Annotated in this window: 31 protein-coding genes and 1 pseudogene; 18 read left to right on the top strand and 14 right to left on the bottom strand. The window is 62.0% G+C overall.

Going from position 1 to position 26,956, the window contains the following annotated elements; genetic code table 11:
* Nucleotides 1-26: 26 nt before the first annotated feature.
* The 4 genes from KYX69_RS11560 to KYX69_RS11545 form a co-directional block, all read right to left on the bottom strand.
* Complete coding sequence (locus tag KYX69_RS11560; RefSeq protein ID WP_300497377.1) at nt 27-206, bottom strand: hypothetical protein; 180 nt, start codon at nt 204-206, stop codon at nt 27-29.
* Entirely contained in the window at nt 203-1,123 is a 921-nt protein-coding gene (locus KYX69_RS11555) for a cation diffusion facilitator family transporter (RefSeq protein WP_300497375.1), read from the bottom strand. The genes KYX69_RS11560 and KYX69_RS11555 overlap by 4 nt, the downstream gene beginning before the upstream one ends.
* On the bottom strand, nt 1,120-1,569 hold the full coding sequence (locus tag KYX69_RS11550; RefSeq protein WP_300497372.1) for a hypothetical protein: 450 nt from the start codon (nt 1,567-1,569) through the stop codon (nt 1,120-1,122). The genes KYX69_RS11555 and KYX69_RS11550 overlap by 4 nt, the downstream gene beginning before the upstream one ends.
* A gap of 524 nt (nt 1,570-2,093) precedes the next feature.
* Nucleotides 2,094-3,044 carry a DMT family transporter gene (locus tag KYX69_RS11545; RefSeq protein ID WP_300497370.1) on the bottom strand — a complete coding sequence of 317 codons (951 nt, stop codon included), beginning with the start codon at nt 3,042-3,044 and terminating at the stop codon, nt 2,094-2,096.
* Between the two features lie 436 nt (nt 3,045-3,480).
* On the opposite strand from KYX69_RS11545, the gene KYX69_RS11540 reads away from it, so the two are divergent.
* The 4 genes from KYX69_RS11540 to KYX69_RS11525 all read left to right on the top strand — a co-directional run bounded on the left by KYX69_RS11540 (nt 3,481) and on the right by KYX69_RS11525 (nt 6,064).
* Nucleotides 3,481-3,678: a hypothetical protein gene (locus KYX69_RS11540; protein WP_300497368.1), complete on the top strand. Its 198-nt coding sequence runs from the start codon at nt 3,481-3,483 to the stop codon at nt 3,676-3,678.
* A gap of 11 nt (nt 3,679-3,689) precedes the next feature.
* The gene (locus KYX69_RS11535; RefSeq protein WP_300497366.1) at nt 3,690-4,172 is read left to right on the top strand and encodes a hypothetical protein; all 483 of its coding nucleotides are present in this window, start codon (nt 3,690-3,692) and stop codon (nt 4,170-4,172) included.
* Complete coding sequence (locus KYX69_RS11530; protein ID WP_300497363.1) at nt 4,169-4,993, top strand: uroporphyrinogen-III synthase; 825 nt, start codon at nt 4,169-4,171, stop codon at nt 4,991-4,993. The genes KYX69_RS11535 and KYX69_RS11530 overlap by 4 nt, the downstream gene beginning before the upstream one ends.
* A 66-nt stretch (nt 4,994-5,059) precedes the next feature.
* Nucleotides 5,060-6,064, top strand: coding sequence for a rod shape-determining protein (locus KYX69_RS11525; RefSeq protein ID WP_300497360.1), 1,005 nt, complete (start codon nt 5,060-5,062; stop codon nt 6,062-6,064).
* 126 nt (nt 6,065-6,190) lie between these two features.
* Here the strand turns inward: KYX69_RS11525 and KYX69_RS11520 are convergent, their stop codons facing one another.
* On the bottom strand, nt 6,191-6,409 hold the full coding sequence (locus KYX69_RS11520) for a hypothetical protein (RefSeq protein WP_300497358.1): 219 nt from the start codon (nt 6,407-6,409) through the stop codon (nt 6,191-6,193).
* A gap of 71 nt (nt 6,410-6,480) precedes the next feature.
* Nucleotides 6,481-7,092 carry a uracil-DNA glycosylase family protein gene (locus tag KYX69_RS11515; protein ID WP_300497355.1) on the bottom strand — a complete coding sequence of 204 codons (612 nt, stop codon included), beginning with the start codon at nt 7,090-7,092 and terminating at the stop codon, nt 6,481-6,483.
* 132 nt (nt 7,093-7,224) lie between these two features.
* Between KYX69_RS11515 and KYX69_RS11510 the strand changes: the two genes are divergently transcribed.
* Both KYX69_RS11510 and KYX69_RS11505 read left to right on the top strand, forming a co-directional pair.
* Nucleotides 7,225-8,028 (top strand): MarR family winged helix-turn-helix transcriptional regulator, encoded by an 804-nt coding sequence (locus KYX69_RS11510; protein ID WP_300497352.1) that lies wholly within the window; start codon nt 7,225-7,227, stop codon nt 8,026-8,028.
* Nucleotides 8,021-8,563, top strand: coding sequence for a DUF488 family protein (locus KYX69_RS11505; RefSeq protein WP_367280196.1), 543 nt, complete (start codon nt 8,021-8,023; stop codon nt 8,561-8,563). The genes KYX69_RS11510 and KYX69_RS11505 overlap by 8 nt, the downstream gene beginning before the upstream one ends.
* Nucleotides 8,564-8,655: 92 nt before the next feature.
* Here the strand turns inward: KYX69_RS11505 and KYX69_RS11500 are convergent.
* Nucleotides 8,656-8,916: pseudogene (locus tag KYX69_RS11500) on the bottom strand (helix-turn-helix domain-containing protein); the annotation flags it as partial.
* A gap of 232 nt (nt 8,917-9,148) precedes the next feature.
* Here KYX69_RS11500 and KYX69_RS11495 point away from each other — a divergent pair.
* Nucleotides 9,149-9,388, top strand: coding sequence for a hypothetical protein (locus KYX69_RS11495; protein WP_300497350.1), 240 nt, complete (start codon nt 9,149-9,151; stop codon nt 9,386-9,388).
* A gap of 520 nt (nt 9,389-9,908) precedes the next feature.
* On the opposite strand, the gene KYX69_RS11490 is transcribed toward KYX69_RS11495, so the two are convergent.
* The 5 genes from KYX69_RS11490 to KYX69_RS11470 all read right to left on the bottom strand — a co-directional run bounded on the left by KYX69_RS11490 (nt 9,909) and on the right by KYX69_RS11470 (nt 15,155).
* Nucleotides 9,909-10,457: a thermonuclease family protein gene (locus KYX69_RS11490; protein WP_300497348.1), complete on the bottom strand. Its 549-nt coding sequence runs from the start codon at nt 10,455-10,457 to the stop codon at nt 9,909-9,911.
* A 290-nt stretch (nt 10,458-10,747) separates the two neighbouring features.
* Nucleotides 10,748-11,599 carry a hypothetical protein gene (locus KYX69_RS11485; RefSeq protein ID WP_300497346.1) on the bottom strand — a complete coding sequence of 284 codons (852 nt, stop codon included), beginning with the start codon at nt 11,597-11,599 and terminating at the stop codon, nt 10,748-10,750.
* Between the two features lie 65 nt (nt 11,600-11,664).
* A complete protein-coding gene (locus tag KYX69_RS11480; RefSeq protein ID WP_300497344.1) occupies nt 11,665-12,981 on the bottom strand; it encodes a hypothetical protein in 1,317 nt (438 codons plus the stop codon).
* 1 nt (nt 12,982) lies between these two features.
* Complete coding sequence (locus tag KYX69_RS11475) at nt 12,983-13,714, bottom strand: hypothetical protein (protein WP_300497341.1); 732 nt, start codon at nt 13,712-13,714, stop codon at nt 12,983-12,985.
* A gap of 100 nt (nt 13,715-13,814) precedes the next feature.
* Complete coding sequence (locus tag KYX69_RS11470; protein WP_300497339.1) at nt 13,815-15,155, bottom strand: hypothetical protein; 1,341 nt, start codon at nt 15,153-15,155, stop codon at nt 13,815-13,817.
* Nucleotides 15,156-15,363: 208 nt separating this feature from the next.
* On the opposite strand from KYX69_RS11470, the gene KYX69_RS11465 reads away from it, so the two are divergent.
* Together KYX69_RS11465 and KYX69_RS11460 are read left to right on the top strand one after the other, a co-directional pair.
* Nucleotides 15,364-16,398, top strand: coding sequence for a hypothetical protein (locus KYX69_RS11465; protein ID WP_300497336.1), 1,035 nt, complete (start codon nt 15,364-15,366; stop codon nt 16,396-16,398).
* Nucleotides 16,398-17,210 carry an SHOCT domain-containing protein gene (locus tag KYX69_RS11460; RefSeq protein ID WP_300497335.1) on the top strand — a complete coding sequence of 271 codons (813 nt, stop codon included), beginning with the start codon at nt 16,398-16,400 and terminating at the stop codon, nt 17,208-17,210. Before KYX69_RS11465 ends, KYX69_RS11460 begins: the two co-directional genes overlap by 1 nt.
* 28 nt (nt 17,211-17,238) lie before the next feature.
* Here KYX69_RS11460 and KYX69_RS11455 read toward each other — a convergent pair whose 3' ends face one another.
* The gene (locus KYX69_RS11455) at nt 17,239-17,904 is read right to left on the bottom strand and encodes an NAD(P)H-dependent oxidoreductase (RefSeq protein ID WP_300497332.1); all 666 of its coding nucleotides are present in this window, start codon (nt 17,902-17,904) and stop codon (nt 17,239-17,241) included.
* 113 nt (nt 17,905-18,017) lie between these two features.
* A complete protein-coding gene (locus KYX69_RS11450; RefSeq protein WP_300497329.1) occupies nt 18,018-18,674 on the bottom strand; it encodes a Crp/Fnr family transcriptional regulator in 657 nt (218 codons plus the stop codon).
* A 119-nt stretch (nt 18,675-18,793) separates the two neighbouring features.
* Between KYX69_RS11450 and KYX69_RS11445 the strand changes: the two genes are divergently transcribed.
* The 9 genes from KYX69_RS11445 (at nt 18,794) to ccoS (ending at nt 26,952) form a co-directional block, all read left to right on the top strand.
* Nucleotides 18,794-19,093 carry a hypothetical protein gene (locus KYX69_RS11445; protein ID WP_300497328.1) on the top strand — a complete coding sequence of 100 codons (300 nt, stop codon included), beginning with the start codon at nt 18,794-18,796 and terminating at the stop codon, nt 19,091-19,093.
* A gap of 98 nt (nt 19,094-19,191) precedes the next feature.
* Complete coding sequence (gene ccoN, locus KYX69_RS11440; RefSeq protein ID WP_300497325.1) at nt 19,192-20,850, top strand: cytochrome-c oxidase, cbb3-type subunit I; 1,659 nt, start codon at nt 19,192-19,194, stop codon at nt 20,848-20,850.
* An 11-nt stretch (nt 20,851-20,861) separates the two neighbouring features.
* Nucleotides 20,862-21,596 carry a cytochrome-c oxidase, cbb3-type subunit II gene (gene ccoO / locus KYX69_RS11435; protein WP_300497323.1) on the top strand — a complete coding sequence of 245 codons (735 nt, stop codon included), beginning with the start codon at nt 20,862-20,864 and terminating at the stop codon, nt 21,594-21,596.
* Nucleotides 21,593-21,754 (top strand): cbb3-type cytochrome c oxidase subunit 3, encoded by a 162-nt coding sequence (locus KYX69_RS11430; protein WP_300497320.1) that lies wholly within the window; start codon nt 21,593-21,595, stop codon nt 21,752-21,754. Before ccoO ends, KYX69_RS11430 begins: the two co-directional genes overlap by 4 nt.
* Complete coding sequence (gene ccoP / locus KYX69_RS11425) at nt 21,747-22,709, top strand: cytochrome-c oxidase, cbb3-type subunit III (protein ID WP_300497318.1); 963 nt, start codon at nt 21,747-21,749, stop codon at nt 22,707-22,709. Before KYX69_RS11430 ends, ccoP begins: the two co-directional genes overlap by 8 nt.
* Nucleotides 22,696-24,240, top strand: a complete 1,545-nt coding sequence (locus KYX69_RS11420; RefSeq protein ID WP_300497317.1) for a 4Fe-4S dicluster domain-containing protein — start codon at nt 22,696-22,698, stop codon at nt 24,238-24,240. Before ccoP ends, KYX69_RS11420 begins: the two co-directional genes overlap by 14 nt.
* A complete protein-coding gene (locus KYX69_RS11415; protein ID WP_300497316.1) occupies nt 24,237-24,674 on the top strand; it encodes a FixH family protein in 438 nt (145 codons plus the stop codon). Before KYX69_RS11420 ends, KYX69_RS11415 begins: the two co-directional genes overlap by 4 nt.
* Complete coding sequence (locus KYX69_RS11410; protein ID WP_300497314.1) at nt 24,671-26,776, top strand: heavy metal translocating P-type ATPase; 2,106 nt, start codon at nt 24,671-24,673, stop codon at nt 26,774-26,776. Before KYX69_RS11415 ends, KYX69_RS11410 begins: the two co-directional genes overlap by 4 nt.
* The gene (gene ccoS, locus KYX69_RS11405) at nt 26,773-26,952 is read left to right on the top strand and encodes a cbb3-type cytochrome oxidase assembly protein CcoS (protein WP_300497312.1); all 180 of its coding nucleotides are present in this window, start codon (nt 26,773-26,775) and stop codon (nt 26,950-26,952) included. The genes KYX69_RS11410 and ccoS overlap by 4 nt, the downstream gene beginning before the upstream one ends.
* Nucleotides 26,953-26,956: the final 4 nt, after the last annotated feature.

Here is a 26,956-nt window from a genome sequence, read left to right as displayed (position 1 = left end):
TCTCACTCGCCTGGCGCGGCTGATTGTTAGATGGCATGACTCTTCATCAGCTGGCGTAATTGCTTCCGAAGCGAGGTGCCGCTTAGGTAGGCGGAGATCGACGCGTAGCCTTCGGCGGCGAGCTCTCGCTCCAGGTCGGGAATGTCCCTGCACCCTCCTTCCTTAGCCAGTTGGATGGCGCGCTCGATAATCGGGGTCTCGCTCACGCTTTGTCCCCCTCACCGGGCACGAAGCTCACTTGAGCCAAGCGCCACGACTTGCCTGGATCGCCGGGCCATATTTCAGCCAGCTCCAGCGGTTGAGTAGGGACTGCTCCGTGCACTTCGGCATGAATAAATCGGCCTGTCGCGCGAAGACGGACGGATGATCCAGGATACATGCGCTCAAGCGTTGCCTTTAGCGCTCTTGCGTCATGTGCCAGTTCGACCTTCCCGAGCCTCCGCGGAGTGCCATCGACGAGCTCGGCTGTAGCGACGCGTAGTGACGTGATGCCGTCCTTGAGTATGCTGAACGAGATAAAGGCAGCAGCAGCGGCGTCCGCCCACCAGAGTCCAAACGCTACGCCGAGGACGCCGGCGATGCCTGCCAGCCCCGTCATCCAGTCAGCCTTCTGCATCATGGCGTCCGTATCGAGCACCTCGTCTTCGAGACGGCGCGCGATCGGCTGCTTCATCCTGCCCAAGATCATCGGTGGCACGACCGAGTAAACGAGAGCCGCGATCATGACCCAGCCTTGCCATATCTCATGGCCAAGAATGCGCACAGGCGGCATGGTCGGATGCTCGCGCGCGACTAGCGATGTCAGCGAGTCGAACACTAGAATTGCGCCGACGGAGCATAGAGCCACCGCTGCGATCAGCGATGATAGGCTCTGGACGCGGTGAAAGCCGAAGGGAAATGCTCGGGTCGCGTCCTTGCGCTCGAAGTGCAGCGCCACCAGGAAGACGATGGCTGGGACGAGGCTGAGCACGTCTTCGATCAGCGCGGTCTTCATCGCTTGGCTGGAACCCATCACCAGCCACATGACGAAAACAACCGAGGACATCCAGGCGAGTGTCCACCATTCTAAACTTCGCGCGTGTTGCAAGTCGCGGCGGACATATTCGGGAAGACGGTCGATCACTTCGCTACTCGCGTCAGGAACATCGCACGCGGGTGGATGAGCGCAATCCAAGCATTCTCCCCGTTGCGGACTACAGCTACCGGTTGTGGATCGCCATCTTTCGACTTCATCTGCTCTGGCGAAGGCATGATGGCAACACGGGTGGCCCAAGGCGTATCGCGCGCGAGCTCGCCGACGACGAGGTCGAGATCGCCTCGCTCGATCATGGGCAGCAGCGTCTCCGTCGAGCCTCGCACGATGTCGGGACGGCTTCCAGTGTCCGCGGCCACCAAGCCCACGAGTCGATCAAGCGACGGATTATGTGGCACATTGCCTTCCGCGATGACTCCGGCACGGAGCACCTTCGTCTGCCGGACGCGGTCGATGGTGCCTTCTGCATCTTTCGGGATCTCTGAACATCCGGCCAGCATGAGCAACAAGGCCGTGGCGAAGATGGTAGGTTTCATGGGGGCTACTCGCTGAGCGGGGGGCGTGGCGGTCACGCCCCCAGCGTGTCGAAATGCGCGGGTCAGACTGGGACCGCACCAACGATTCGGTAGGTATCTCGCCCGTCGGTCGGCGCGGACCCGCAAGTCTCGTCGAGCCTGGCGGCCCTTTCGGAATACAGTTGCGCGAAACGCCGGTGGATCAATGCGATGCCGGTATCCGACAACGCGGACTTGGCGAGATGATATCGAGCGCGCCGCCTGAAGTAGGCGATGGTCTTTTCCGTCACGGAAGATCCCTTTCTGATGCAAGCGGGGGCTGCCGCCCTCCGGGAAAGGGCGCCGCACGGCTTGGCGAGGGAGTGTTGCCTGTGACCGAACGGCGCCCAGTTGGCGGTCGCGTGGGGCGACCGACCGGAGATCCTAGGCGCTGACCTGCGCGCCTAGGGATTTAGGCGTGGGGTGCTGCTACCTGCAGGGATCGTTTCGATCAGGGCGCGAACGGTCGACATGACGCGATCAAGATGGACTAAGCCTTTGCGAAGTCAAGGTCTGGCGCGCCCACCAGCCCTGCGCATCGCTGCGCAGGCAATTCCAGCGGCGATCAGTGTCACGCCAGCGAAGTGGAACGGGCGAATAGCTTCGCCAAGGAATATGGCGGCGAGCAACGCTCCCATGACGGGCATGATATTGAGGTAGAGGCCCGCCGGCGCGGATCCGAGAAGTTCGACCCCTCGATTGTAACATAGGTAAGCAATCAAGGACGGGAACACACATACATACGCGATCGCCATCCAGCTTTCCGATCGATCCTCGATCAACCGGCCCGAGGCGATCTCGGCTATGTAAAACGGAAGGACCACGACTACGCCCACTGCTAGCGTTGTTGCCAGGAAGCTCAGTGGATGCACGGCTGGCCGCTTGCGAAGCAGCACCGAGTAGAGCGACCAAATCACCACAGCGCCAGAGATGACGAGATCGCCCGTATTCATCCTGAGTGCCAGCAGAGCACTCATCTGCCCCTTCGATATGATGACTAGCGCACCGGCGATCGAGAGGAGGATGCCAATGCCTTGTAGAAGCCGGGCTCGTTCAGAGAAAATCAGAATTCCGAGAAGCAGGATCAGGCCGGGCTGTAGCGATTGTAGGAGGAGACCATTGACGGCCGTGGTTGTCTGAAGACCTGTGTAGAGTAACGTGTTGAACGCTCCAATGCCCAGCGCCCCCAGGACAACCACCGTTCGCCACGACGCGCGCAAGGTGGGCAGGTCGCGGCGAAGATGCGGCCAAGCAATCGGCAGGAGGATCAACAGCGCGAGTGTCCAGCGCCAGAATGACAAGGCGACCGGCGGGACGAATTCCCGCGCGCCACGCGCAACGATGGAATTGCCGGCCCAGAAAAGCGCGGTGCAGGTCAGCAACAGATAGGGTGAGTGCCAAAGCCTGAGACGCCTTTTGGACGATTCGGCCTCGGTTTTGAAAAATCGCGAGTTCATGGTGCATGCGGCGCGGTTCGCCGCGCCTCTCGATAAGCTGGTCTGGTTGAACCCTATAGTGGGTTCGGCGCGCTGCGGCCGCACAGCGGCCGCGAGCTAGCGGGTCGGACTGCGTTCCGAACGCAGGTAAAGTGGCACGCGCGATGAAACGAAAGGCATCGGGCCTATCTAAAGGGTTCTCTCTTACCTCGGCAAGCTGCCCGCTGTGTTTGACTTTGCGTCTGAATGGGCCATGATTGGCACATGTCCTCGCAGGTCCTGATCCGGCACGTCGAAGTGCATCCCGGCAGCAGCACCGAGCGCCTGCCTGCCCTGGGCTGAACCTGCTAGCTGCAGGCATCTGACCTAGGGCACCCTCCCCAGCTCGAGCTGGAATCGTGATTTCCGATCGCGTGCGCCGACTTGGGTCCGGCCGCGATCGTGCGCGGAGGTTCAAATGGACAGGTTCGTGGTCGAGGCCGACCATCGGGTGGTAGGGATCGCCATTCGCGTTCCCGGAGGATTTAGGTTCGTGTGTTCGGATCCTGATTTCCAGGAGATGGACAGGAAAGTCTTCCCACGCGCGCGTGCATTGGCGAGCAGTGTTGCGGAGCTGGCAAAGGCGCGTCGCAGCGCGACCAACACGGTTCATTAGGGAGGGTAGACGTGAATGCTATCTGTCCCTCCGTCATCGACTCGCTAGTTCACATCTGGACCGCGCTTCACAAGGATCTCGATGTCGAGATCGATGCTGGCAATGCTCGTTATCTGCGTGGCGTCGTCCTGAGCATGGATGACGAACTCGTCGCGCGTCTGCTTTCGGCAAAGCTGGCGATGTCGCGAATGCCTGATGCTCAAAGCGACGGAACGCTCGCGCAATGTGGAAGCGACGTGGTCTACTCGGTCCAAGGCCGAACACTGCAGGCGACACTGGTGCACGGAACTGACGTCACTAAACGTCGCCTTGGCGTCGAAACGCGCTTTGGAGCCGCATTGTTAGGCCTCCGACCAGGTCAATCGTTGCTCTGGCCGATGGAGCGAGGGCGATTGGTAGAGGTCCGCGTGCTAAAGATCGCATCGCCAAATTTCTCTCGCCGGGGCCGTATCTCGCCGCTCTTCAGGACGGGGAAGCCATGCGCATTTGGGTGACCCGCACCGAACCGGACAATCGCTCCACGGCGACCCGCCTGAAAGCGCTCGGGCATGACGTTGTAAGCGTGCCGGTGCTCGGCGTGCGGCCGTTCTCGACCGAGCAGCCTGAGCTGCTGCCGGACGCCATCGTATTCACCAGTATGAACGGCGTTCGGCACCATCCCATTCGGGCGGAATACAAGACTTTACCTGTGTTTGCGGTCGGGAACGCTACCGCTGGCGCCGCTCGGGATGCCGGGTATTCCGACGTTCGTTCTGCCAGTGGCGACGTTCGAGACCTGCAACGACTGATCTTGAATGACCTGGCTCCACCTGCCCGCATCGTTCACTTTGGCGCGCGCGAAACGGCTGGGGACCTCAAGGGATTTCTCCGGCGCTTTGGCTATCTGGTGGAACGTCGGATAGTCTACACCGCGCAGGCCGTTGCGATACGCTGGTTGCTGCAAGTGAGAACAGAGCTGCCGTCGATCGACGGTATTCTGGTCCACTCACCACGGGCAGCGGAACGGGTCGCACGCGTCTTGGCGGGCACCTCATGGCGAGGAAATGTCTGGTGTCTGTCGGAGGCATGCGCGCTCAGATTGACGGACGTGCCGGGAATCCAATTGCACTTTACATCGCGTCCCGACGAGGCGGCGCTGATCGAAATGGTGCGTCAGGACCGAGTGATCAGGATGCCGTGCCGTGCATCGCTGCGCGCCGTCTCGGCCGCAACCAGACAAGCGTTCGCCGCCGGTCCCTGGCAGCCAGCTAATGACAACCCGGATTTTCCTGACGACGATGATGGGCCGGAGACGGATCCGCCCCCGGCCGCTTGAACCATCGGCCTCGACGGACCCTGGGCGTTGACCGTATTGGGCGCTCTCCTCAACGCAAGGCGACCAATGTTCGAAGAAGCACTCTCGTGGGCAAAGAAGAAACCGGACTTCGCCATCGATCTCGGCACCGCCAACACTCTGGTCGTTGATAAGGCTGGAGGCGTGATGTTTGAGCAGCCGTCGGTATGCTGCTTTGACGGCTCGGTCGGAGCCGACGGCAAGCTGTTTGCCGCCGGGGCCGAGGCGCAACCGATAGTCGGCCGTGAAGTCAAACGCCTGCGAACCGTTCGGCCGTTGCGAAACGGAGTCCTGGTGGATGTAAGGGCGACATGCGAACTGCTGAAGTTCGCGCTGAAACCGCTGACGCCAAGAAGGAGACTGCGGGCCTCCCGCGTCGTCATCGGCGTGCCAACGGACGCAACACAGGCCGAACGTCGCGCGCTTGGACGCGCCGCGCACGATGCTGGGCTTCCCGAGCCGATGCTCCTCGCCGAACCGATGCTTGCCGCCATTGGGTCCGGATTGGACGTGGCTGAAGCGCGCGGCCGGATGATCGTCGACTGTGGCGCGGGCACGACCGACATCGTCGTGATCTCGCTTGGCGGAATCTGCGTGTCACGATCGGTGCGGGGCGGCGGGGATGCGGTCGACGCCGCTCTGATCCACCATCTTCATCTGCGCAGGCAGTTCAACATCGGGCAGTCGACCGCCGAGGGGCCTAAAATCGCTCTCTCTGATGCGCTGATGTCGCCCGGGCGCTCGCATGTTGAGGTCAAGGGTCTGGACATGAGGAACGGTTTGCCGCGCGTCCTGGCGCTCGACGTCGAAGAGCTTCGCCCCATTGTCGAGAGGCACGCCGATGAGGTTGCGTCGGCCGTGCGGGCCGCTTTCGCGGCAACGCAGCCCGACCTTGTATCTGGGATCCTCGAGGACGGGATTACGCTGACTGGCGGTGCTGCTCTGACTGCGCTTGTGGCCGAACGTATTCAGCGCTCGACAGGGATAGCTGTCAGGGTGACGGATGCGCCGCAGCGCGCGGTGGCGCGGGGATTGGCGGTTGTGCTGAACTAGTCGATGGCTTCCTGCTTTCGATCCTGCCGCCTGAGCGGCCGGAACGACGGTGTTCCCGTCACGCCCGGGTCTGAGTTCTCGCGGTTCCGGCACTGCTGTCGCGCCCTGATCCCGCAGCATCGCCGATTACAGCCGGCGGAGAAGTTCACCGGTATCGACCACCTCAAAAAGGTCCAGAGCGATGTAGCGAACCGCCTCGCCAGTCGAGAGCGCCAATCGGATCGCACCGGGAAATGTGCGGTGCCCGCGTTTCCCTAGCACCGTCAGGGCGTGCCGAAACTCGATCACGATCAGCGGCGTGTCGTCGTCTCCCATGCATCGGAAGCGGGCCGTCTCCTCCTCCATCTCACTCCTCCCTCGTCCGGCCGGAGCTCAGCATATGAGGTCGATCGCGCCTTGAACTGGCGGGGAGCCATTCACCGGCGGAGCACTTGAGCGACCCGTCTGCGCACTACGGGAAGCACCTCTTCCTCGAACCACGGATTGCGCATCATCCATCCCCGAGAGCGCCAGGATGGATGCGGCAGTGGAAGATAGTTTGGGAGGTAAGCATCGAAGTTCCGCACGCGGTCGGTCATGCGTCCCCCGCCCAACACATGATCCTGCGCGTAGGTGCCCACCAGCAGGGTCAGCTCGATCTCGGGAAGCTGCTGAAGCAATCGGTCGCGCCACAATTTCGCGCATTCCGGCCGGGGTGGCGCGTCGCCGCTGTCGGCACGACCGGGATAGCACAAAGCCATGGGAAGGATCGCGACCAACGCCGAATTGTAGAATTCCGCATCCGTGACATCCATCCATCGCCGGAGCTGTTCTCCCGACGCGTCCGAGAATGGTTTACCGCTTCGATGCGCGCGGGTTCCGGGCGCCTGGCTTGCAACCAGCAATCGCGCGCCCGGCGCAAGCTGAAGGATCGGCCTCGCGCCGAGCGGCAGCTTCGTCTCACAGGCACTGCACGCCCGAACTTCCTCCATCAATCGCGCAAAATCGAGCGATGCTAACCCTGCCGCCGATCTGCCTTGGTCGAACACGTGACCCACCACCTTGCTTCAACGCCGAACCACACTATATATCGGATCACGATATAAATTTGCAATGAAGGGATCATCCCGCTGATCAAGGCCGCTGACAACGGCCCCGGCGACAAACTGAAGGAGGGTGTTATGGCTGCCGCGGAAGCTTCGGTTTGGCCGGTTCTGGCCACCTGCATCGGTCGCGATCTTGTGCCTAGCCCTGCTCAAATCGACCGATTGGCAAGCCGCATATGGCGAGAAACACATCCGAGCGCTTGTCCGTGGGAGGAGGTGGGGCTTGAAAGCGAGCAACACCGTGTCACCGTTGCTGTCGCGGAAGTAGCCGCGGGTGGTTCGACCGCCACAGCGCTCAAGGTTGAGCACCCGGTGAGCCCGGACGAATGGGACATCATGCACGTGCTGGGCGCTTTGTTTGCAAGTGGCGAGACCGCCGGCGATCAACGTTTAGGATCTTCGAACTTTGGAGTTCTCAACTACTTGGACGACGATGCATTCTCGGATAGCCACTACGCCGTCCTAGCGGCCTTCAGGCGCGATCTGCGCCGGTTTCTTCGTTTTAGCGAGAAGGCGGCTGAGGAGGCAGGCCTCACCGCGCAACAGTATCAGGTGCTGCTCGCCCTGCGCGCAACACCCGACCGACAGCTCTCGGTCGGGGAGCTTGCAGAACAGATGCTTTTGGCCCCGCATAGCGCAAGCGAACTGCTCAGCCGGCTTGAAGCCGCGGGTCTCGTCACACGTTTCAAATCGGACATTGACGGCCGCCGAGTGGACGTCTCCATCTCACGCATGGGTTCCAGGATCATCGCCTCGTTAGCTCAGTCGCATCGCGAAGAGCTCACACGGCTGCGCCCGATGCTTCAGGGACTGATCGATGGCTTGGATGCAGGCGACAGTCTGATGAAGCTGGATCGTGCGGACCAGTCCGATGCCTGAGATGCCTCCGATATATACGATAGGACATTCGACCAGAACGATCCCGGAGTTTGCGAGCCTCCTGCAAGCCGGTGGCGTGCGGCTGGTGATCGACATTCGCACCGTGCCGCGCTCACGCACGAATCCGAAATACAATCTCGATGCGCTCGCGGCTGAACTCGAGCCTTATCAAATCGCACACAAGCGTATCGCCGAGCTTGGCGGATTGCGGAAGAAGTCTGAGGTCGAACCCTACGTCAACGGTTTGTGGCGGAACCAGAGCTTCCACAATTACGCGGATTACGCTTTATCGCCGGCATTTCGGCTAGGCTTAGCCGCTCTCTTGCAGGACGCAGCGGAGCGACCGACGGCGATTATGTGCGCGGAGGCCGTCTGGTGGAGGTGCCATCGCCGCATTGTCGCGGATTATTTGATCCTAGCTGGTCGCACCGTATTACATCTGATGGGCGAGAACACGGTCACACCAGCGAAGGTGACCCCTGGCGCTTTCGCTATTGCTCAGGAAATTCGCTATCCAGGTCCGGAGCCCGCTTAGGACTCACAATCATCCGTGTGTGGTTGCATCGGCGCTCGTAGGGGACATCAGCCGGGTCGACGCCGCGCTGCTCAGGCCGAGATTAGCGTCTCTCAGCTGACGGCGCACCCAACGCTCAGGTAGCTGCTGTCGAAGTCTCCAGCGCGAGCAAGCGCATGCCAATCGGGAACCCTGATGGCTTTGCCGGCGATTGAAATCAGACCAAGCGTGCGCAGTGCCTTGAAGGTGCGATTGACATGCGAGGAGGTCAGCCCGAGTGCATCGCCGACCTGCGTTTGGGTGGCGGTCAGCTGAAATGCGTTTCGCGTGCCGAGTCCTGCGCTTTCCATCCGCATTGCGATCTCGCCGACGAGATAAGCGAGGCGCGTCTGCGCAGTCGCTCGATAAACGACAGCATTGCGAACTGACGATCAGTGCGCATCCGTCACCCAGGTCGTCATCAATACAGTAACTCCCCTTCGAGCGAGCCTCGCCATCGCCAATGGAAGCGGGTCGCTGTGATCTGGATTAATATGTGCTATCATCTCCCTCACTAAACTCGGTCAAGTCTTGCAACCGATCGGACACGTCCGGCATTTTGGGCGCTTGCCGCGCTTTCACCTTCATCTGTTTAACGACATCGATGTCCCTGACGAGGATGGCAGCGACTATCCCGACCTCGCCACCGCTCGAGCGGAAGCGATACGTTCTGCGCGTGCCATGATGGCCGAGCATCTTCTCGCAGGACGGTCGATTGCGCTCGGCCACCGGATCAACGTTGCAGACGAGCAGGGCAAGGTGCTGGCCAGCATCCCCTTCCGCGAGTTGATCACGGTTGTAGACTGATCCTTGCTCTGCACGTGCTGCTGATGGGAACTTTTGTTTTTAGTGGATTGCAGTTGACCTAGCTGGGGGCGGTCGAGCGGATGCTCGCCGCGTGCTGGATCTTCAGCTGGTGTATCGCCTGTCACTTCGAGCATTCGCTAGGATGCCAAGTCTGATCCAGATCATTGATTTCCGAAGCGTTTTTTGAAATTGGTTCCCCCGGGGGGACTGCATGGGACACTACCGAGTATACAAGTTGGACGACGCTTCGCGACGCATCGTGAAGGGCAAGGACGTCGAGGCGCCCAGTGACGATCAGGCAATGAGGTCGGCCAAGGAAGATCCGGACTGCCCTGTTTGCGAAGTTTGGAAGGGTGCAAGGCCGATCGGGTGGGTCGAGCGCAAGGGCTAAGCCAGGCAAGCAGAACCGGTGTGGTGGTCCTTCACAGATCAGCAGTGTTGAAGCTAGAGTCGTCCAGCACATGAGCAAGCCACATAGCGCACGATATCACCCGGGCAGAAAGGGATCGCGAGAGTGTGTTCAGCACCACGGTTGCCGCGCACCCTCCCAGCGCCGCGCCAGACCTTCCGCGACAAGCTGCTCTCCTAGCGAAGTCCCGTCTCGCATCAGAACCCGCAGTTGGCGACCATACCTGTCCTTCGCACGACCTTGGACCATTTGATCAAACGGGCCGAGGTTCATTAACTCGGCGAGGCGCTCAGTGGCCCTGCTTCCCAGCCGTGCCTCCTCATCGCACCTGGGCGGGTGCGTCTCTGGCGCATCGATGTCGGCTATCCGGATCTTGATGCCCTCGATCCAGACAGTATCGCCGTCGACCACACAGTTCCGTCCGCCTCCAGTATGGCAGATCGTGAACTCACCCACTTGATCGACGCTGCGCTCATTCGCTTTCCTGAGTTCGGGCTGCATTTCAGCAATCGTCGGTTCTTCTGCAGGAGCCACTTTGTCACTGCGCGCAGCTGCCTGGATCGATTGGGAGGCTTGGAACGAGGATCGCTGCCTCTCGCCACGGTGATAAACCATTACCAGAACGCCGATGAACGCCAGGCACGCGATGACGAGCAGCACGCGCTCGGACGCGCTCGTGACCGGGCCGGATCGTCTACGCTGGCCGGATCCGCGTGTGCGCAGGCTGCAATCATAACTGCGACGCATGGCTAACCGCCGAACAGACGCGCGAGCCAGCTGCGTGGCGTTTCTGGGCTCTCGATGAATGTAGGTGGAATATTTGAAGAAGAATCAACCAAGGATGCTGCTCCGGCTGGTTGCTCGATGGGTGCCGGAGCTTCAGCCCGCCGGGCTCGCTCTGCCACTGCAGCCTTTAGCGCGGCGAGATTTAGATCGAGCTGATCCATTCCTCACCGCCTCATCGATGGTGAGGCCTGCTGCGTCGATCGCCGCATGCGGATCTCGATCCGGCGGCGGCGCTGATCATCACCACGGGCAGTCCCGTCGGCCACTCGGTCCACCGGAACGATCATCTGGGCGCCGGACAGCGGCAGGATCGATACGCGCCGCAGGCGCGGATCGGCGCGAAGCACGTGAACCACGGCGACGGCGCGAGCCATTGCAAGCCCGGCATTGTCGGTGGACCGTAGTTGAGCGATCGAGGTTCGGCCTACTGAAGCCGCGATGAGAGATCCATCCAGGTTGCTGGTGCCGGACATCGGAACCTCGTCCGTGTGCCCAATTACTTCCACCACATCGACGTCGTAGTCGGAGACGCTCTTGGCGAGCATGGGGATCACCTCATCGCGAAGGTTGCGATCGAACTCGGGGCGCAAGGTCGCCTTGCCGCTATCGAAGAAGTAGCCCCCCGCCTCGCTCAGACTGAAGAATGGCGGCCATTGCCCTTTGCGTCCCCGGGACGAGGCTGCCACGACCTCCTTCACGAACTGCTCTGAATCCTTGACCCCGCTGGACGCCGCTGCCTCGCGAACCTGACGGCCGACCTCGGCGTCTGCCATCAGGTTATCGGCGCCCCGCTCCACGCTTGCAGCCTCGACTTGGCGACGTGCTTCGATCGCGCGCGTCAGTTCCTTGAAATAGTCGTCGCTGTTCCTCGCCTGAGGGTAGGCCCGCTGCAACTCCTCGACGAGTCGAGACGCGCCGCCACCATCCAGAGCTTGGATGCGGGAGTCGCGGTTCTGCAGGGCGGCGGCGAGGGCCATCAGGAGAACGAACAGCAGGAGGATCATGATTTCGGCCATCGTCAGGCCTAGAACGAGGCCTCGCCGATATGACTTATCCTGTCGAAGGTCGAGTTGCTGTTCGCTCACGCTTCGGAGGCCTGCACACGGGTGACCAGCGACCCGGTCATCTCCACAAGCGCGGCATGAACTTTCCCTACGTTCTCACGCGAGCGGTCGAGGTCCGTCTCGAGTGCGGCGTTGTGACGATCGAGCATGGCCACGCCCGCTTCGGTCCGCTTTTTCAACTCATCGACGAAACGTTCCTGAGACTTCGTTATCGCTGTGAACTGCTCCTCCATAGCCTGAGCAGCCTGCGCGAGGGCGTCTGCAGTGCGGCCTGCGATCTTCGTTGGCGCACCTTCGATCCGCTCCAGTCGTTCGGTAACGTTCTTATCGAAACGGGCAGCCGTCTCATCGAAGCTCCGGACCTGGGTTGCGATATCGGCAACGGCTTGGCGAAGGTCCTCCCCGGCCGCGACGAGTGAGGTGTGGGCGCCGGCAAGCTGCTCCGCGCGGCGGGAAAGCTCACCCAAGTTCTCCTGGGTGCGTTCGGCAGCACCCTGGAGAGTTGTGAGACTCGTGCTGATGGCGCCGGTGGATCGCTCGATCCCTGACATCGCTTCTGCGTGCTTCTCGATGCTTTGAACGACCTTGTCTGTTGCGGTGGACATCCGCTTTCCGCGCGAGACCGCCTCGTTGGACTGCTGGGTCACGGTCTCCGTAGCGGAACTCGACATCGCCGCCATGGCTTCCGTTGCCCTCGTCGCCACAGAGCCAATTGCCTCTGCTGCGGCAGTCGCCGTTTCGCTCATTGATTTCGCAGCATCCTGCTGGACGTCGCCGAGCGCCTCCACTACCTGCGAGCGAAGCTCCTCGAGCGCCTGCCTTGTCTCACGCCCGTAATCGCTCATGCTGATGGTGATCGCCTGGAGTTCGGCTTTCAGCCGCCCGGCAGCGTCCGCAAGCTCGATGCGGGCCGTGTCCTCGGTTTCGACAAGATCCACCCGGCTTTGATTGAAGAAGACGCGAAGCACCAAGCCCATGATTGTCGTGGCGAGGGCGATGCCGAATCCTTGAACGATGGTGGTCGCAGTCGTCGCGGGATCGAAGAAGAAGATGGCGTAGGCGAGACTGATCAGCGTGTAGATGAGCCCGAGATAATAACAGTTGTCCCCCGCCTGATCGGCGCGGAGGCGTCCCGTGCCGGATGTCTGCACGATTGCTGCATACGCGACCATCGCCACGGCCGCGAAGGCCGCCACCGGGATGGCGGTCAGCCCGATGGACTTGGCAAGCAGAATCGCGGCGCCGCCTCCGAATGCGAAGAGCAGGAAGCCCCACCGATCGATCCAGCCCCGCTCCTCCAGTAGATCCCGATGAAATTCCGCCCCTTGACCCATGTCATCCGCTCACGTTGTAGATCCGGCGCACCTCGCCCCCCTCGGCGTCGATGATGCGCTCCCAAAGCTCCGCCAGCGACCGCGGCTGCGTCTGTGCTGCGTCCGGCCGCTCAAGCATCCAAAGCTCGACCGCGACGCCGCGGAGGTCCGTCCGCATCCGCCTGAATAGGGGGCTCTCGACGAAACTTCTTGGTGCAGGCAAGTCACGATAGAAGCTGACGTCAGCAGTATTTTGGAGCAGATCCGACGCGACCACGAGGCGCTTTGGCATCTTCTCGAGTCCCGGCCTCTGCAATTCGGTCAAGGCGACGGACTGGATGCTTTCAAGAATGGGGGATCTATCGGCACCGCTGGCACGCTGTAGCTGGGCGAAAGCCTGTTTGAGAGGGGCGTCGAATTGCTCGTCCCACTGCTTCTGCACAGCGCCCGGGTTCCCGGTTGCGGAACTGACATCCTCGGCAGTGCCCGGATTGCAGCGCGTGATGACTGGCGAGAGCAGCCGATCACCCGTCGCGTCCACCTTTGCCACGACGAGCTTGCCGTAGCGCGGAATGGAGTTCTTCAGCCTGGTGAGCTGGTTCTCGAAGTCCTGTCGCTGAGCCATGTTCATGGGGTCGGTCACGTCCACAAGCAGGACCGTGATGCTGTCGGGCGTCGTAGGACACAGCCGATCATCCAGCTGACGCTGACCCGATGCCACTGTGAAATAGACGCCGCCCATCACCAGCACCACGGCAACGACGCCTATGATCTTGAGGAGGGCGTTGCGAGATTGCGCCGCTCCGCGGTTGGCGCTCCCATTTCTTCCGCGTTCGGCCCTGCGGTCGCGAGTTCTAGCCATCCTCGATGCGCCTCTTCAGGTCGTCAAGCGGCTCGAAGCTGTCGATGGCCTCGTCGAAGGCCCGCGCGATGTGGGACACGGTCGCTTCTAGGTCATGCTCGGCTGCATCGATCGCTGAACGTGGAATATCTTCACCAGGCGCTGGCGGAAGTGGCTCATAGGTCAGCTTCCAGATTTGATCGAAATGCACGGGTTCGGGCGTTGTCCGACTTGCGCGGTTAGCGGAGCGGTATTCCTGCAGCAGCGCGTTCCCCGTGGCTTCGAGCTGTTCGACATACTCCTCGTAGCGCCGGCGGAAGGCATCTCGCGCCGCTAGGATCTGGTGCCGCTGGCTCAACTGCCTTCCAAGCTCCAGACGCACGTCCGTGGCTTCGCCGATCGCCTCGTCGCGGATGTGCAGCAACTCCGCCGAGGCGTCTTCGACACCTGCCACATAGTCTTCGCAGCGGCCGGCGTGCCGCCGCCAGACCGGACCATAGCCGGGGAATGGATCGTCCATCTTGTAGGCGGCCATTGCAGCGCCGATCGCGAAGACAAGACCTAGACCGAGCAGACCATATGAGTAGAGGCTGTCGAGGGAAGAGGTAAGCATGCCCAAGGCCGCAGTTTCCGGGCTCTCGATCCCGAGCGCTTTGGCGTCGCGATAGTGACCTGCCAGCAAATTCCATACGACCGTCAGCACCAGCCAGGCTGTGATCCCCGTCCAAGCAAGTGCGCGCATAGGCACGGAGCGGTGATGCACCAGTGGCCAGACCTTGCGGCCCACCGCTGCGGCGATTCCGACGTTGATCGCACCGACGGCAGCGGCGGCGAAAACGCCGCCTATCCAGCCCATATCGTCGCCCAGCCGGAGGAACATGGAATTCAGGATGGTCTCAAGCAGCCAGAATACGAGCATGGAGCCGATGGTCACCACGTCCGGTGGGACGTCATGTGCAGGCCGACGCAGACCGTTTTCGCGGCGGAAGTCCCGAAGCTCCTCGTAGCTGTCGCGGATGGCATCGCGCCTGGTCGAAAGCCTTCCGCGGCGGTTGATCACCTCGGTCTTGAAGTCGCCCACCGCTACGCTCGCCTGAGTCCGGATCGAGCTCAGATTGGCCAGCAGCTCCAATCCGCCAAGCCTCGAGTCGTATGTCCGTATCGCGTTGGCTGCATCGATCTGCGCCCGCTTGAAATGGTCTCGGATCCGAACCTCGACATCAGCCTCGACGGAATCGGGAGCCTGCGCGGTGGAAGGTGGCAGCTCCAAGGTCCCCTGCTCGCCCCCACGTTCGCGAAGTCGGAGCTCGCGAGCGAGCGCGTCGCGATCCAGCTGGATGAACGGATCGTCCATCGGAGCGCGCAACGGCTCGCTCCGATCGAAGAACCCCCGCATCTTCGACCATGCCCCCATGAGTCGATCACTACCGTCAGAAGCATTACGAATCCAAGCGCCTTTCGTCCGCGTATGACCCGACGACAATTGAAATGGGAAAGCAAAACCCCGATGCAGAGCAAGATCATGGGATCGAGTTGGGCGGCGGCCTCGTGCGAGGGGAAAGATGAAGCGGAAATTTTCGGGCCTGGCGCTTGCGACGCTGGCGCTGATCGCGTCGAGCAAGGCGTCGGCTGCTGTCAACTGGTGCGCAATCCCCGACCTCGTTCCGAGCTCCGAAAGCGACTTCGAGCGCTTGGTCCCGCTTGTCGAGGGCGCAACCGGGTGTCAGCGCAGTCTTACCGACAGCGCTCACGATGCAGAGTGGAAGTGCGACAGCCCGAGGGAGAAGGCGTCGGTGAAGATCAAGATGATCCGCGCTCCGGGGGAAGGGATAAGCTTGCTGATTGGAAGCTGGGGCATGCAGTCGCTCGATCCAATCAGAGCCTGCGGCAAGGACAAGGTGACAACCGGGAGCCGGTTTGAGGCGGGAAACGTATCCCACCGAGACCAGATCACGTTCCGTCATGCTCTAAAGACGTTGACCCTGCTCAACCTTGGTCCGCAGAGCATCGGTGTGGCATATTCGGGGCCGCGGTTCGGCCGCGACCAGATGGGGCCAGATTTGGCGCAGGCCCTCTTCGGCATTAGCACAAGGACTTACCCGACGACGCGTGTAAAGCTCGCAGGAACTGATCCTCTGCGAACAGACGTCTTCGATCTCGTCGCCGCGTTTGAGTCGCGAGGGAGCTCCGTCACGTCTTCGGAGAATCTCGACAATTCACTCCCAGAATGGACACTCACCGCCCCCACTGGCCTGCCTGGTGTCACCAGCGTGGAGATCCAAGGGTTCGTGCGACATCTGCTGCGGGCCACCTACACCATGGCTGCTGTTTCGGACTACGAGAGGTATGTCAGCCTGCTCGATGGCGAATATGGGGCGTCGAAGCGCACCGTCTCCGGTTCCTGCACCGTCCGCTACTGGTCTGCCGGCGACGTCTCGCTGACCGGCAAGCATTGTCCGGCAGATGGCCGCAGCACCCTCATGTTCTTCAACGACGTCGCAAGTGACCAGCTGGATCAATATGCGAAGCAGCTCGAGAAAGAACGAAGTGAGAAGTCGAGCCCACAGAAGCCCACGATTGACCGGGACAACTTCTGATGCCGGGTGATAACCGGATCGACGACCTGCAAAGGCTCAGCCGCCTCCGCTCCGAGGGTGCGTTGACCGAGGAGGAGTTCGGGGCAGAGAAGCGCCGCGTCCTGGGGCGGGACCAAACTTCTGCGAGCCGACCCGCTGCTCTGATGATCGTCGCCGGCGTGCTGATCTCCATGATGGGCGCTTTGGCCTTCTGGTGGCTATGGACCCCCACGAATGGCGATATAAGGCCCATAGAGGGCAGTTCGCAGGCGCCGGTGCGATCCCCAGCAGCGATGGCAGCGGGGCCTTCTCCCACTTCAACCCCGACTGTCGTCGCGCCCATGAAGGTAGCCGTCCTCGATGACGCCCTGGTCTTTTCGTCGCCGGCGACGTGCGTGGCGGGCGAAACGTTGGCTGGCATCTACGACATGATGGACAAAGCGATGGAATCTGGTGCTCCGAACACCGTGAAGCTCGATGCCTTCAGCGAGCCGATCAAACTGATCTCGAAGTCCGGCAAGGATAAGGACGGCGGGTGGAGTGGCTCGGCCGAACTGCGGATGCCGTCAGGAGCCACTTGGCATGGGATGCGGCTGTCCCGGGTCACATCGGGCTGGTATCGCCCGCCGGAGACCGACAGTGTCCATGAGCGAACCATCACGTTCCACGAGGAGCCTGCCAAGCTGCTGCGAACGTTGAACCGCCTCGGCTTCAAGGCCGTCCTGGCGCCATCCTACTCGGAGCTGCCCGACACCTACAACAGCTGCGGCGGCAGCATGAGCGTAGAGAGGCGGCCCGGCGGAAGCGCGCTCAGCTGCAGCTGGGGCTGCTGATAGCGCCGACGTCCTCCGAGACGGCTCTTCAGAAGTCGGGCTGCCTCATCAGGCGCGGTGGGAGATTACCGTATTTAAGGACGGCACCGCGCTCTCGCGCCGTCTGACGCACCACTTCCAAATGCTCATTGACGAAGCGCTGCTTTAGCCCCGGCACGATCGCGTCGAAATGGACGTGATGGCAGTCGGCGAAGCCGAACGCGCGAGTGAGATAGGTGTCGAAGGCCTGCTTCAAGGCAAGCCACTGGCCGCGCTCCTCAAGCCACGGACGGGTAGCCGCCGACGTTGAAATGATCGTCAGTCGTTTCCCGCTGAGTTCGGGATTGGGCAGGTTTGCCTTCACCTCCTCGGCCGAGAAGTTGGCGCCGAGCACGCGATCAACATACCCCTTCACGATCGCCGGCGGCATCCCGAACCAGATCGGGTAGACGAGAACCAGCATATCCGATGAGGCGATCTGAGTAAGCGAATGGGACACGTCCCATGGCACAAGGTAGTCGGGGCCGGGCATCTCCTTCGCCTTCAGCGCTGGATCGAAACCCCGCTGATAAAGGTCGTCGACGACGGCAACCTGACCGAACTTTTCTGCTTCCTCGCACCAGGTCTTTGCAATGGCATGATTGAAGCTGTCCGCGCGAGGATGACCTAGCACTACCAGATGTCGAATCTCGCGGCTGGATTTGCCCTCAGTCATTGCATTCTCCTAACAAGATGCGTGTCGGTGGTTGACCATTGCTCTTCGGCCACCCCGTTTCTGGGGCAGCAGCTTGGTGACAGGCCGATACGGGTTACCCGGCATGGCTCCTCTCAACCGCAGACCGGATCGGCGCGCTGAGCTAGGCCCGACCGGTCGGCTATGCGGATCCGACGGCGCCCGGCATCGACGAGTCCATCTGCCTCCCAACGGCTGATGATCCTGCTCACTGTGTGAAGCGTGGTCGCCGAGAGCTCGGCCAACTCCTGGCGAGTAGCGGGTGTAAAGTTGGCTGGTTCGGGAGCCACTCTGAGCAACGTCCGCGCAACCCGTTGTTCCACGGGCTGCGTCGAGACTTCATGCAAACGCTGCAGCATCTCCTCATTGCGGTGCGCGATGATCTTGAGAACGCTGCTGGCGAGCCACGCGTTCTCCTGAAGCATGTTCTCCGCTCGCTCGATCGACCAGCCTAGCGTCCTGACGTCCGTAATGGCGGTGGCGGTTGCTGGATAAGCCATGCCGCCGAATACGGCAGCAGCGCCAGGCAGGTCGCCGGGACCGAGCAAATGGACGGTCATTGCCGCGCCGCGGGGCGAGGTTCGCCATACTCGGACACGTCCCTCGACAATCGCTAGCAGCTGATCGGCGCGGTCTTCCTCGTAAAATAGCGTTTCGCCCGGCGCGAATGTCCGCAGCGACCCAGTGCGCTGAAGCTCCTGCAGGAGGTCTGCAGGCATGTTCTCGAAAAAAGGGCCGCTCGGCTGGGACATGCGCCCTTGTCGCCAGCGAATCGTCGCCCTTCTTTGACGGATATCAAATTCAGCGCGCTATATTCGTTGCAAACGTGACGCCGAAGCAGGGCTGATGCTCCTGCAAAAGAGGCGACCGTATGCCGATTGGTGGGTTTGCTGCGCTGTTTGCGCTGCTAGTGCTGTCGACACTTGCTTCAGGTTATCTCGCGCTGTTTCGCGCCAATGCCATCGCACGCGACCTGGAAACGCCAGAGCGCGACATCACGCCAGGCAAGACCCGCCCGCCCGGCCAGCGCGTAACGCGGCGAGCCGGCCGCTTCGCGCTGGCGTGGTTCGTCCTTTCGAACATCGCGCTGGCGACGTTTCTTCTGCTCTACATAACCGGAACCATCGATCCCGGTTGGACGCGTAATGATCCTACTGTGCAGCGGCCCTGAAGCGATGAAGCTTTGCATATCACCAACGGAGCGCGTGCGGCCAACTTCTCCGGCGTGCGCCTGCACACACCTAACATTCTCCACTCTGCCGAGGCATTATGGATAACACGGTTTCGAACGCCTTCGCCTGGTTGATCCTCGGCATCCTGGCTATATTTGGGGCCGCCGCGGCAGCCGACTCCGGCTTCAGTTTCCACATGGCAATCATGGCGGCGGTGGCGCTCGGGGTCGCCTTCCTAACGATGTCCCGGGGCGATTGGTCCGAGCGCACGACCCCGACTGTTCCCGTTGGGCGCTACTATGACGAGGTCATTCGCTGGGGCGTGATCGCGACTGTCTTCTGGGGAGTGGTCGGCTTCCTGGTAGGCGTCGTTATCGCGTCGCAGCTCGCCTTCCCCGACTTGAACCTGAGTGAACACACCAATTTTGGTCGTTTGCGACCGTTGCATACGTCGGCAGTCATTTTCGCCTTTGGCGGCAACGCGCTGATCGCGACCAGCTTCTACGTCGTGCAGCGCACGTGCCGCGCGCCCCTGGCATTCCCTGCGCTCTCGCGCTTCGTGTTCTGGGGATACCAGCTGTTCATCGTCCTGGCGGCGACCGGCTATGTGCTCGGCATCACGCAGTCGAAGGAATATGCCGAACCAGAATGGTATATCGACCTTTGGCTCACGATCGTCTGGGTCGCCTATCTCGTGGTCTTCGTGGGCACCGTAATCCGCCGTGCCGAACCGCACATCTACGTGGCGAACTGGTTCTACCTCGCGTTCATCCTGACGATCGCGATGCTGCACATCGTCAACAACTTGGCGGTGCCGGTCTCGCTGCTCGGTGCCAAGAGCTACTCGGCGTTCGCCGGGGTGCAGGATGCGCTGACCCAGTGGTGGTATGGCCACAACGCGGTGGGGTTCTTCCTGACCGCCGGCTTCCTCGCCATGATGTATTACTTCGTGCCCAAGCAGGCCGAACGGCCGATCTACAGCTACCGGCTTTCGATCATCCACTTCTGGTCGCTGATCTTCCTCTACATCTGGGCTGGCCCACACCACCTCCACTACACTGCGCTGCCCGACTGGGCGCAGACGTTGGGAATGGTGTTCTCGGTCATGCTTTGGATGCCGAGCTGGGGTGGCATGATCAACGGCCTCATGACGCTGAACGGCGCATGGGACAAGATCCGCACCGACCCGATCATTCGCATGATGGTATTCGCGCTGGCCTTCTATGGCATGGCGACGTTCGAAGGTCCGCTCATGTCGATCAAGAGCGTCAACTCGCTGAGCCACTACACCGAGTGGACGGTAGGCCACGTTCACAGCGGCGCGCTCGGCTGGAACGGCATGATCACGTTCGGCGCCATCTACTATATGGTCCCGCGCCTGTGGGGTCGTAGCCGGCTCTATTCCCTACGTATGATCAACTGGCACTTCTGGCTCGCGACGCTGGGGATCGTTCTCTACGCCTCCTCGATGTGGGTGGCGGGCATCACCCAAGGGTTGATGTGGCGCGAATATGGCGAGGACGGTTACCTCGTTTACGCCTTCGCAGAGGTGGTCGCGGCGATGAAGCCCTATTATGTGATCCGCATCGCCGGCGGCCTCCTCTATCTCGCCGGCGCCCTGGTAATGGTCTGGAACGTGTGGATGACCATCGCAGGTCGCCTGCGTGAAGAGGCGCCCCTCAGCACTGCTTCCTACGACCCTGACAAGGACCGACCGCTCGTGCCCGCTGGCCCGCGCTCGGCCGTAGCCGCCTGAAGGATCGCGCCATGTCCACCAAGCTCCTCGATCACAAAAAGATCGAACGCAACGTCACGCTGCTAGGCGTGCTGTCTCTGGTCGTCGTCGCGACCGGCGGCATCGTTGAGATCGCACCACTCTTCTGGATCGACTCGACGGTCGAGAAGGTCGAAGGCGTGCGTCCTTACACCCCACTCGAGCAGGCTGGGCGTGACATCTATGTTCGCGAGGGCTGCTACAACTGTCACAGCCAGATGGTTCGGCCGTTCCGCGATGAAGTGGAGCGCTATGGTCCTTACAGTCTCGCTGCCGAGAGCATGTATGATCACCCATTCCAGTGGGGTTCCAAGCGGACCGGGCCGGACCTTGCTCGCGTCGGCGGCCGCTATTCGGACGAGTGGCACGTGCAGCACCTCAAGAACCCCCAATCGGTGGTCCCGGAATCGATCATGCCGCGCTACGCGTTCCTCGCACAGCGGGACCTTGCAGGGTATGATGCGAAGGGATCGCTGACGGCTCTGTCGCGGGTCGGCGTTCCCTATTCGAAGGACGATATCGAGAAGGCGGCCGCCGACATGATCGCGCAGGCGACGCCCTTCTCGGACACCGCCGACCTTATGAAGCGCTATCCGAAGGCGCAGACTCGGGACTTCGATGGCGATCCGTCGCGGGTGACCGAAATGGACGCGATTGTCGCCTACCTGCAGATGCTCGGCACCCTTGTCGATTTCGAGTCCGCCAAGCCGCAGGAGCAGGCGCGGTGAATTACGACCAGATGCGACATTTCGCGGACAGCTACGGGCTCGTGTTTATGGGCATCGTGTTCCTGTGCCTGGTCGGCTGGACATTCCGCCGGGGCGCTCGACGAGATCTGGATCGGGCCGCCACGATGATTTTCGATGAGGATCGCCAGGATGGCTGACGGCAAGCGGATCGACGAGGCAACCGGCACCAGCACGGTAGGTCACGAGTGGGATGGTATCGAGGAACTCGATACACCCATGCCGCGCTGGTGGCTCTACACGCTCTACGCGACGATTGTCTTCGCGATCGCCTACTGTGTGGCTTATCCGGCCTGGCCGCTGATCGATCGCGCAACGCACGGGATCCTGAACTGGACCAGTCGCTCGGCTCATGCTGAGGAGATGCAGACCGAGGGTGCGCGCCGTGCACCCACCATCGCAGCGCTCGCGCGCATACCGATTGAGCGCCTTCCAGAGGACTCGAAGCTGCTCGACACCGCGGTAGCAGGCGGCGCCTCGGCGTTCAAAGTCCATTGTGTCCAATGCCATGGGTCAGGCGCGCAAGGCTTTAAGGGCTATCCTAATCTCAACGATGACGACTGGTTGTGGGGTGGCGACTTAAAGGCGATCGAGCAAACTCTACGCAACGGCATCAGGCAGCCGGGCAACGACGAGACTCGCACTTCGATGATGCCAGCGTTCGGGCGCGACCAGATCCTGACGCCGGCGCAGATCGAGGAGGTGGTCAGCCACGTGCTGACCTTGTCCGGACGCGAGAAGCCCAGCGCTGCCGCTCGTCGCGGCGCCGCGCAGTTCGCAACCAATTGCGCCGCTTGCCACGGCGCTGGAGGAGAGGGGAACCGGACGCTTGGTGCGCCCAAGCTCACGGATGCGATCTGGCTCTATGGTGGCGATCGGGAGTCGATCCGCCAGACTATCCACAACTCGCGCAACGGCGTCATGCCGGCTTGGGGTTCTCGATTAGATCCCGTCACAATCAAGATGCTGTCCGCCTATGTGCATTCGCTAGGCGGTGGCGAAGATTTCGTTCCACCAGCGCCGAAGCCGAGCACGGCAGCGCCAAGCGCGGAGGCGGCGGCCACGGCCGCGCGAACCAAGAATGGCAAGCCCTGACGACCTGACCGGTCCCAAGATCAAGCTCTTTGAGGCGCGGGAAAAGATTTTCCCGAAGGCCATCAGCGGGAACTATCGGCGGCTGAAGTGGGCGATCATGGCGATCACCCTCGCCATCTATTACGTGACGCCGTGGTTGCGCTGGGATCGCGGCCCCTATGCACCTGACCAGGCGGTGCTGGTCGACATAGCGAACCGCCGGTTCTTCATGTTCTCCATCGAGATCTGGCCGCACGAATTCTACTATGTGGCAGGCCTGCTCATCATGGCCGGCATCGGCCTGTTCCTCGTGACGTCCTCAGTTGGTCGTGCCTGGTGTGGCTATGCCTGTCCGCAGACAGTATGGACCGACCTGTTTCTGCACGTTGAGCGGCTGATCGATGGTGATCGCAATGCGCAGATACGTCTTCAGCGGGCGCCGTGGACCGCTGGTAAGGTGGCCAAGCGTGTCACCAAACATGGCATATGGCTGCTGATCGCAGTTGCAACTGGCGGCGCCTGGATCTTCTATTTCGCCGACGCGCCCACCCTCGCGCGCCAGCTGTTTGCCGGCGACGCGCCGTTCGTAGCCTATGCCACGGTCGCCATTCTCACGGCGACCACCTATGTGCTCGGCGGCCTAATGCGCGAACAGTTTTGCATCTACGCCTGCCCCTGGCCACGTATTCAAGGCGCGATGCTCGACGAGAAGTCGCTGATCGTGACCTACAAATATTGGCGGGGCGAGCCACGGACGCACGGGACAAAACGGGCGGGGGAAGCTGCCCGCCGCCCGGAAACCGACCATGGCGGCGATCCGCAGCCGGGCGTGCCATCGCTCGAACCGATCGACGTTGCTGCGCAGATGACCGCGCGGATCGGCGACTGCATCGACTGCAATGCCTGCGTGTCGGTATGTCCAACAGGGATAGATATTCGCGAGGGATCGCAAATCGGGTGCATCACCTGCGGCCTGTGCATCGATGCCTGCGACGAGATCATGGATAAGATTGGGAGGCCGCCGCGGCTGATCGGTTATTCGACCGTTGCGGATGAATTTGCAGCCGCCGAGGGACGTCCAACCGAGAGCGTCGCGCGTCGGCTCTTCCGCCCTCGAACCATCGTCTACTTCCTCATATGGGGTTCGATTGGCCTTGCCATGCTGTTCGCGCTGGGCACACGTGAGCGGCTCGACCTCTCCGTCAGTCAGAATCGAAACCCCGTCTATGTGCGACTGTCCGATGGGAGCGTCCGCAACGCATTCGAGCTGAAGGTCCGCAACATGCAGAGCCGGCCACGCGAGGTCGAAGTGTCGGTCAGTGGGGTGCCTGGTGCGGTGATCTGGTCCGCGAATGGCAGCAGGGCGAACGGCGCGAGCACATTGCGTATGAACCTGCCGGCCGACCAGGTCGCCAAAACCAGACTGTTCCTGGCAGCTCCGGAGGCGGGGCCGGCGCGAAGCGAGCTGACCTTCTCCGTCCGAGCACTCGACGCAGAGGGAGGGCAGGCCAGCCAGACCAGCTTCTTCGAGCGGCCTGAGGCAGGGCAATGACACGCCGCTTCACCGGATGGCACATGCTCGCCGCGATGCTGCTGATGTTCGGCACGATCATTGCGGTCAACGTCGTGATGGCGAGCGTTGCGGTCTCGACATTCGGTGGTCGCGTGGTCGACAACAGTTATGTTGCGAGCCAGCGCTTTAACGGCTGGCTAGCACAGGCGCGGGCACAGGAAGCGCTCGGCTGGACCATCGAGTTGTCGCGCTCGAAAGGGGGGCGGCTCGAACTGCGAACCAATGCCCCAGCTGGCGCGGTCGTCACGGGCATCGCCGAGCACCCATTAGGACGTGAGGAGAGCCGAGCGCTCCGTTTCACCGGCAACAATGGCTCGTTCAGCGCCGCAGCGCCCCCCGGCCGGTGGCTCATCAAGCTGGAGGTGAAGCACGGCATCCGCGTAGCCAGATACGTGCGCGAGATTCGTGCATGAACGCCGTGACCACGTTCGCCGTCGAGGGCATTCACTGCGCCGGTTGCATTGCGAAGCTGGAGCGCGGGTTGTCGGGCCATGGCGGCATCGCAGACGCTCGGGTGAACTTCACCACGAAGCGACTTCGTATCGAGCATGACGAAGCGGTCGGCTTGGAAACGTTGAAGGAGGCCATCGGGCGGGTCGGTTTTGAAGCGCATCCCTTCTTGGGCGAGGCTGATACCGGGGCAAGTCGCGAAACTCGTGAGTTGGTGAAGTGCCTTGCTGTCGCGGGCTTCGCAGCGATGAATGTAATGCTGCTCTCGGTTTCCGTGTGGTCCGGGGCCGATGGCGCGACGCGGCAGCTTTTTCACTGGCTTTCCGCGCTGATCGCCATACCGGCGGTAGCCTATGCCGGCCGGCCTTTCTTCAAGAGCGCCTGGCGAGCGTTGCGGCACGGCCGCGCCAACATGGACGTTCCGATCTCGATCGGTGTGATCGTTGCGTGCGGCATCAGTATCTATGAAACCTCCATCTGGGGGAAGCACGCCTATTTCGACGGCGCGGTCACCTTGCTGTTCTTCCTGTTGGCCGGCCGCACCTTGGATTCGGTGATGCGTGCTCGAGCGCAGGACGGGGCGGCTGCGCTGTTGCGTCAGACGGCGCCGGGAGCGCTGGTCGTCCAAGCTGACGGCACGAGCCAATGGCGCTCGACCGAGGAGCTTGCGCCAGGGATGCGCATTCTCGTCGCGGCGGGCGAGCGGCTAGCTGCGGACGGTGAGGTCCAGGACGGGGTGAGCAGCATCGATCGCGCGCTCGTCACTGGCGAGAGCAGACCGGAGGCGGTCGCACCGGGCAGCTCGGTTTTGGCTGGCACAATCAACTTGGAGGCCCCAATCACCGTCCGAGTCACCGCGGCGGGCGAATCGACAGCGATCGCCGACATCGCGCGCTTGATGAACGCGGCGGGTGGCGGCAAGTCGCGCTACGTGCGGCTCGCCGACAGGGCGGCGCGCATCTACGCTCCTGCTGTCCACACGTTGGCTGCGCTCAGTCTGGTGGGTTGGATGATCGCGGGGGCTGGCTTCCATCAGGCGATAACCATCGCCGTAGCCGTGCTCATCATCACCTGCCCATGCGCGCTGGGCCTAGCCGTGCCGGTTTCCCAAGTGGTGGCCTCGGGGTCGCTGATGCGAGCCGGCGTGCTCATAAAGGATGGCTCTGCGCTGGAGCGGCTGGCCGAAGTCGATGTGGTGTTGTTTGACAAGACGGGCACACTCACTCTCGGCCGTCCGGAGCCTGCCGGTGAACTGCCGCTGACGCCGGATGAGCGTCCGCTGGCGCTGGCGCTGGCGAGAGCCAGCCGGCATCCCCTGTCAAAAGCGCTCGCATCGGCATTGAATCGCGCGGGCGTCACTGCGGCTGAACTCACCGAATTGGGAGAGCAAGCCGGACGCGGAGTCGAGGGCGTCTGGCAGGGATTATCGGTCAAACTGGGCAATCCCAGAACATCCGGCATGAAGGTGGACGACGCCAACTTGACGACGGCTTTCCAAGTCGAGGGCCGGCCACCGAGACTGCTCCAATTTCGTGACACGCTCCGGCCTGATGCAAGAGAAGCGGTGGAGCGACTGCGCGCACAGAGTCTGGAAGCGGCGATCGTGTCGGGGGATCAGCCCAATGCGGTTGCTGAGATCGGCCGGGATCTTGCGCTCTCTTCCAACGCCGAGCTGTCACCGCGTGACAAGTTTGACGCGATAGAGGCCCTGACGGCGCGGGGCCGCCGCGTCCTGATGGTGGGCGATGGGCTGAACGATGGACCGGCGCTTAAAGCGGCACATGTCTCAATCGCGCCGTCCTCGGCAAGCGATGTCGGGCAGACTGCCGCCGACGTGCTGTTCCTCGGCGATCGGCTGATTCCTATACCGATCGCTATCGCGGCTGCGCGGCGCACGATGCGGGTGGTGCGCCAGAACCTCGTCATGGCCATCGGCTACAATGTGATTGCAGTGCCACTCGCGCTTGCCGGGCAGGTCACGCCGTTGATCGCAGCATTGGCGATGTCCGGTTCTTCGATCCTTGTGGTGGGCAACGCCATGCGGCTGCGGACTGCCGCGCGTTGAACGGGCTCGCGCTCCTCATTCCCCTCGCTCTCCTACTGGGGCTGCTCGGGCTGGCCGCATTCTTCTGGTCCGTCAGGAGCGGGCAATATGAGGATATGGACGGCGCCGCGATGCGAGTTCTCATCGATGATGACGAACCTACAATAACGCGCTCATCGAGTAACGGACCGGAATGATGCT

The organism is Sphingomonas sp. (genome assembly GCF_030145815.1).
Lineage (GTDB): Bacteria > Pseudomonadota > Alphaproteobacteria > Sphingomonadales > Sphingomonadaceae > Sphingomonas.
The sequence above is the reverse complement of the archived record's forward strand: the minus strand, read 5'-3'. Positions and strand labels throughout refer to the sequence as shown.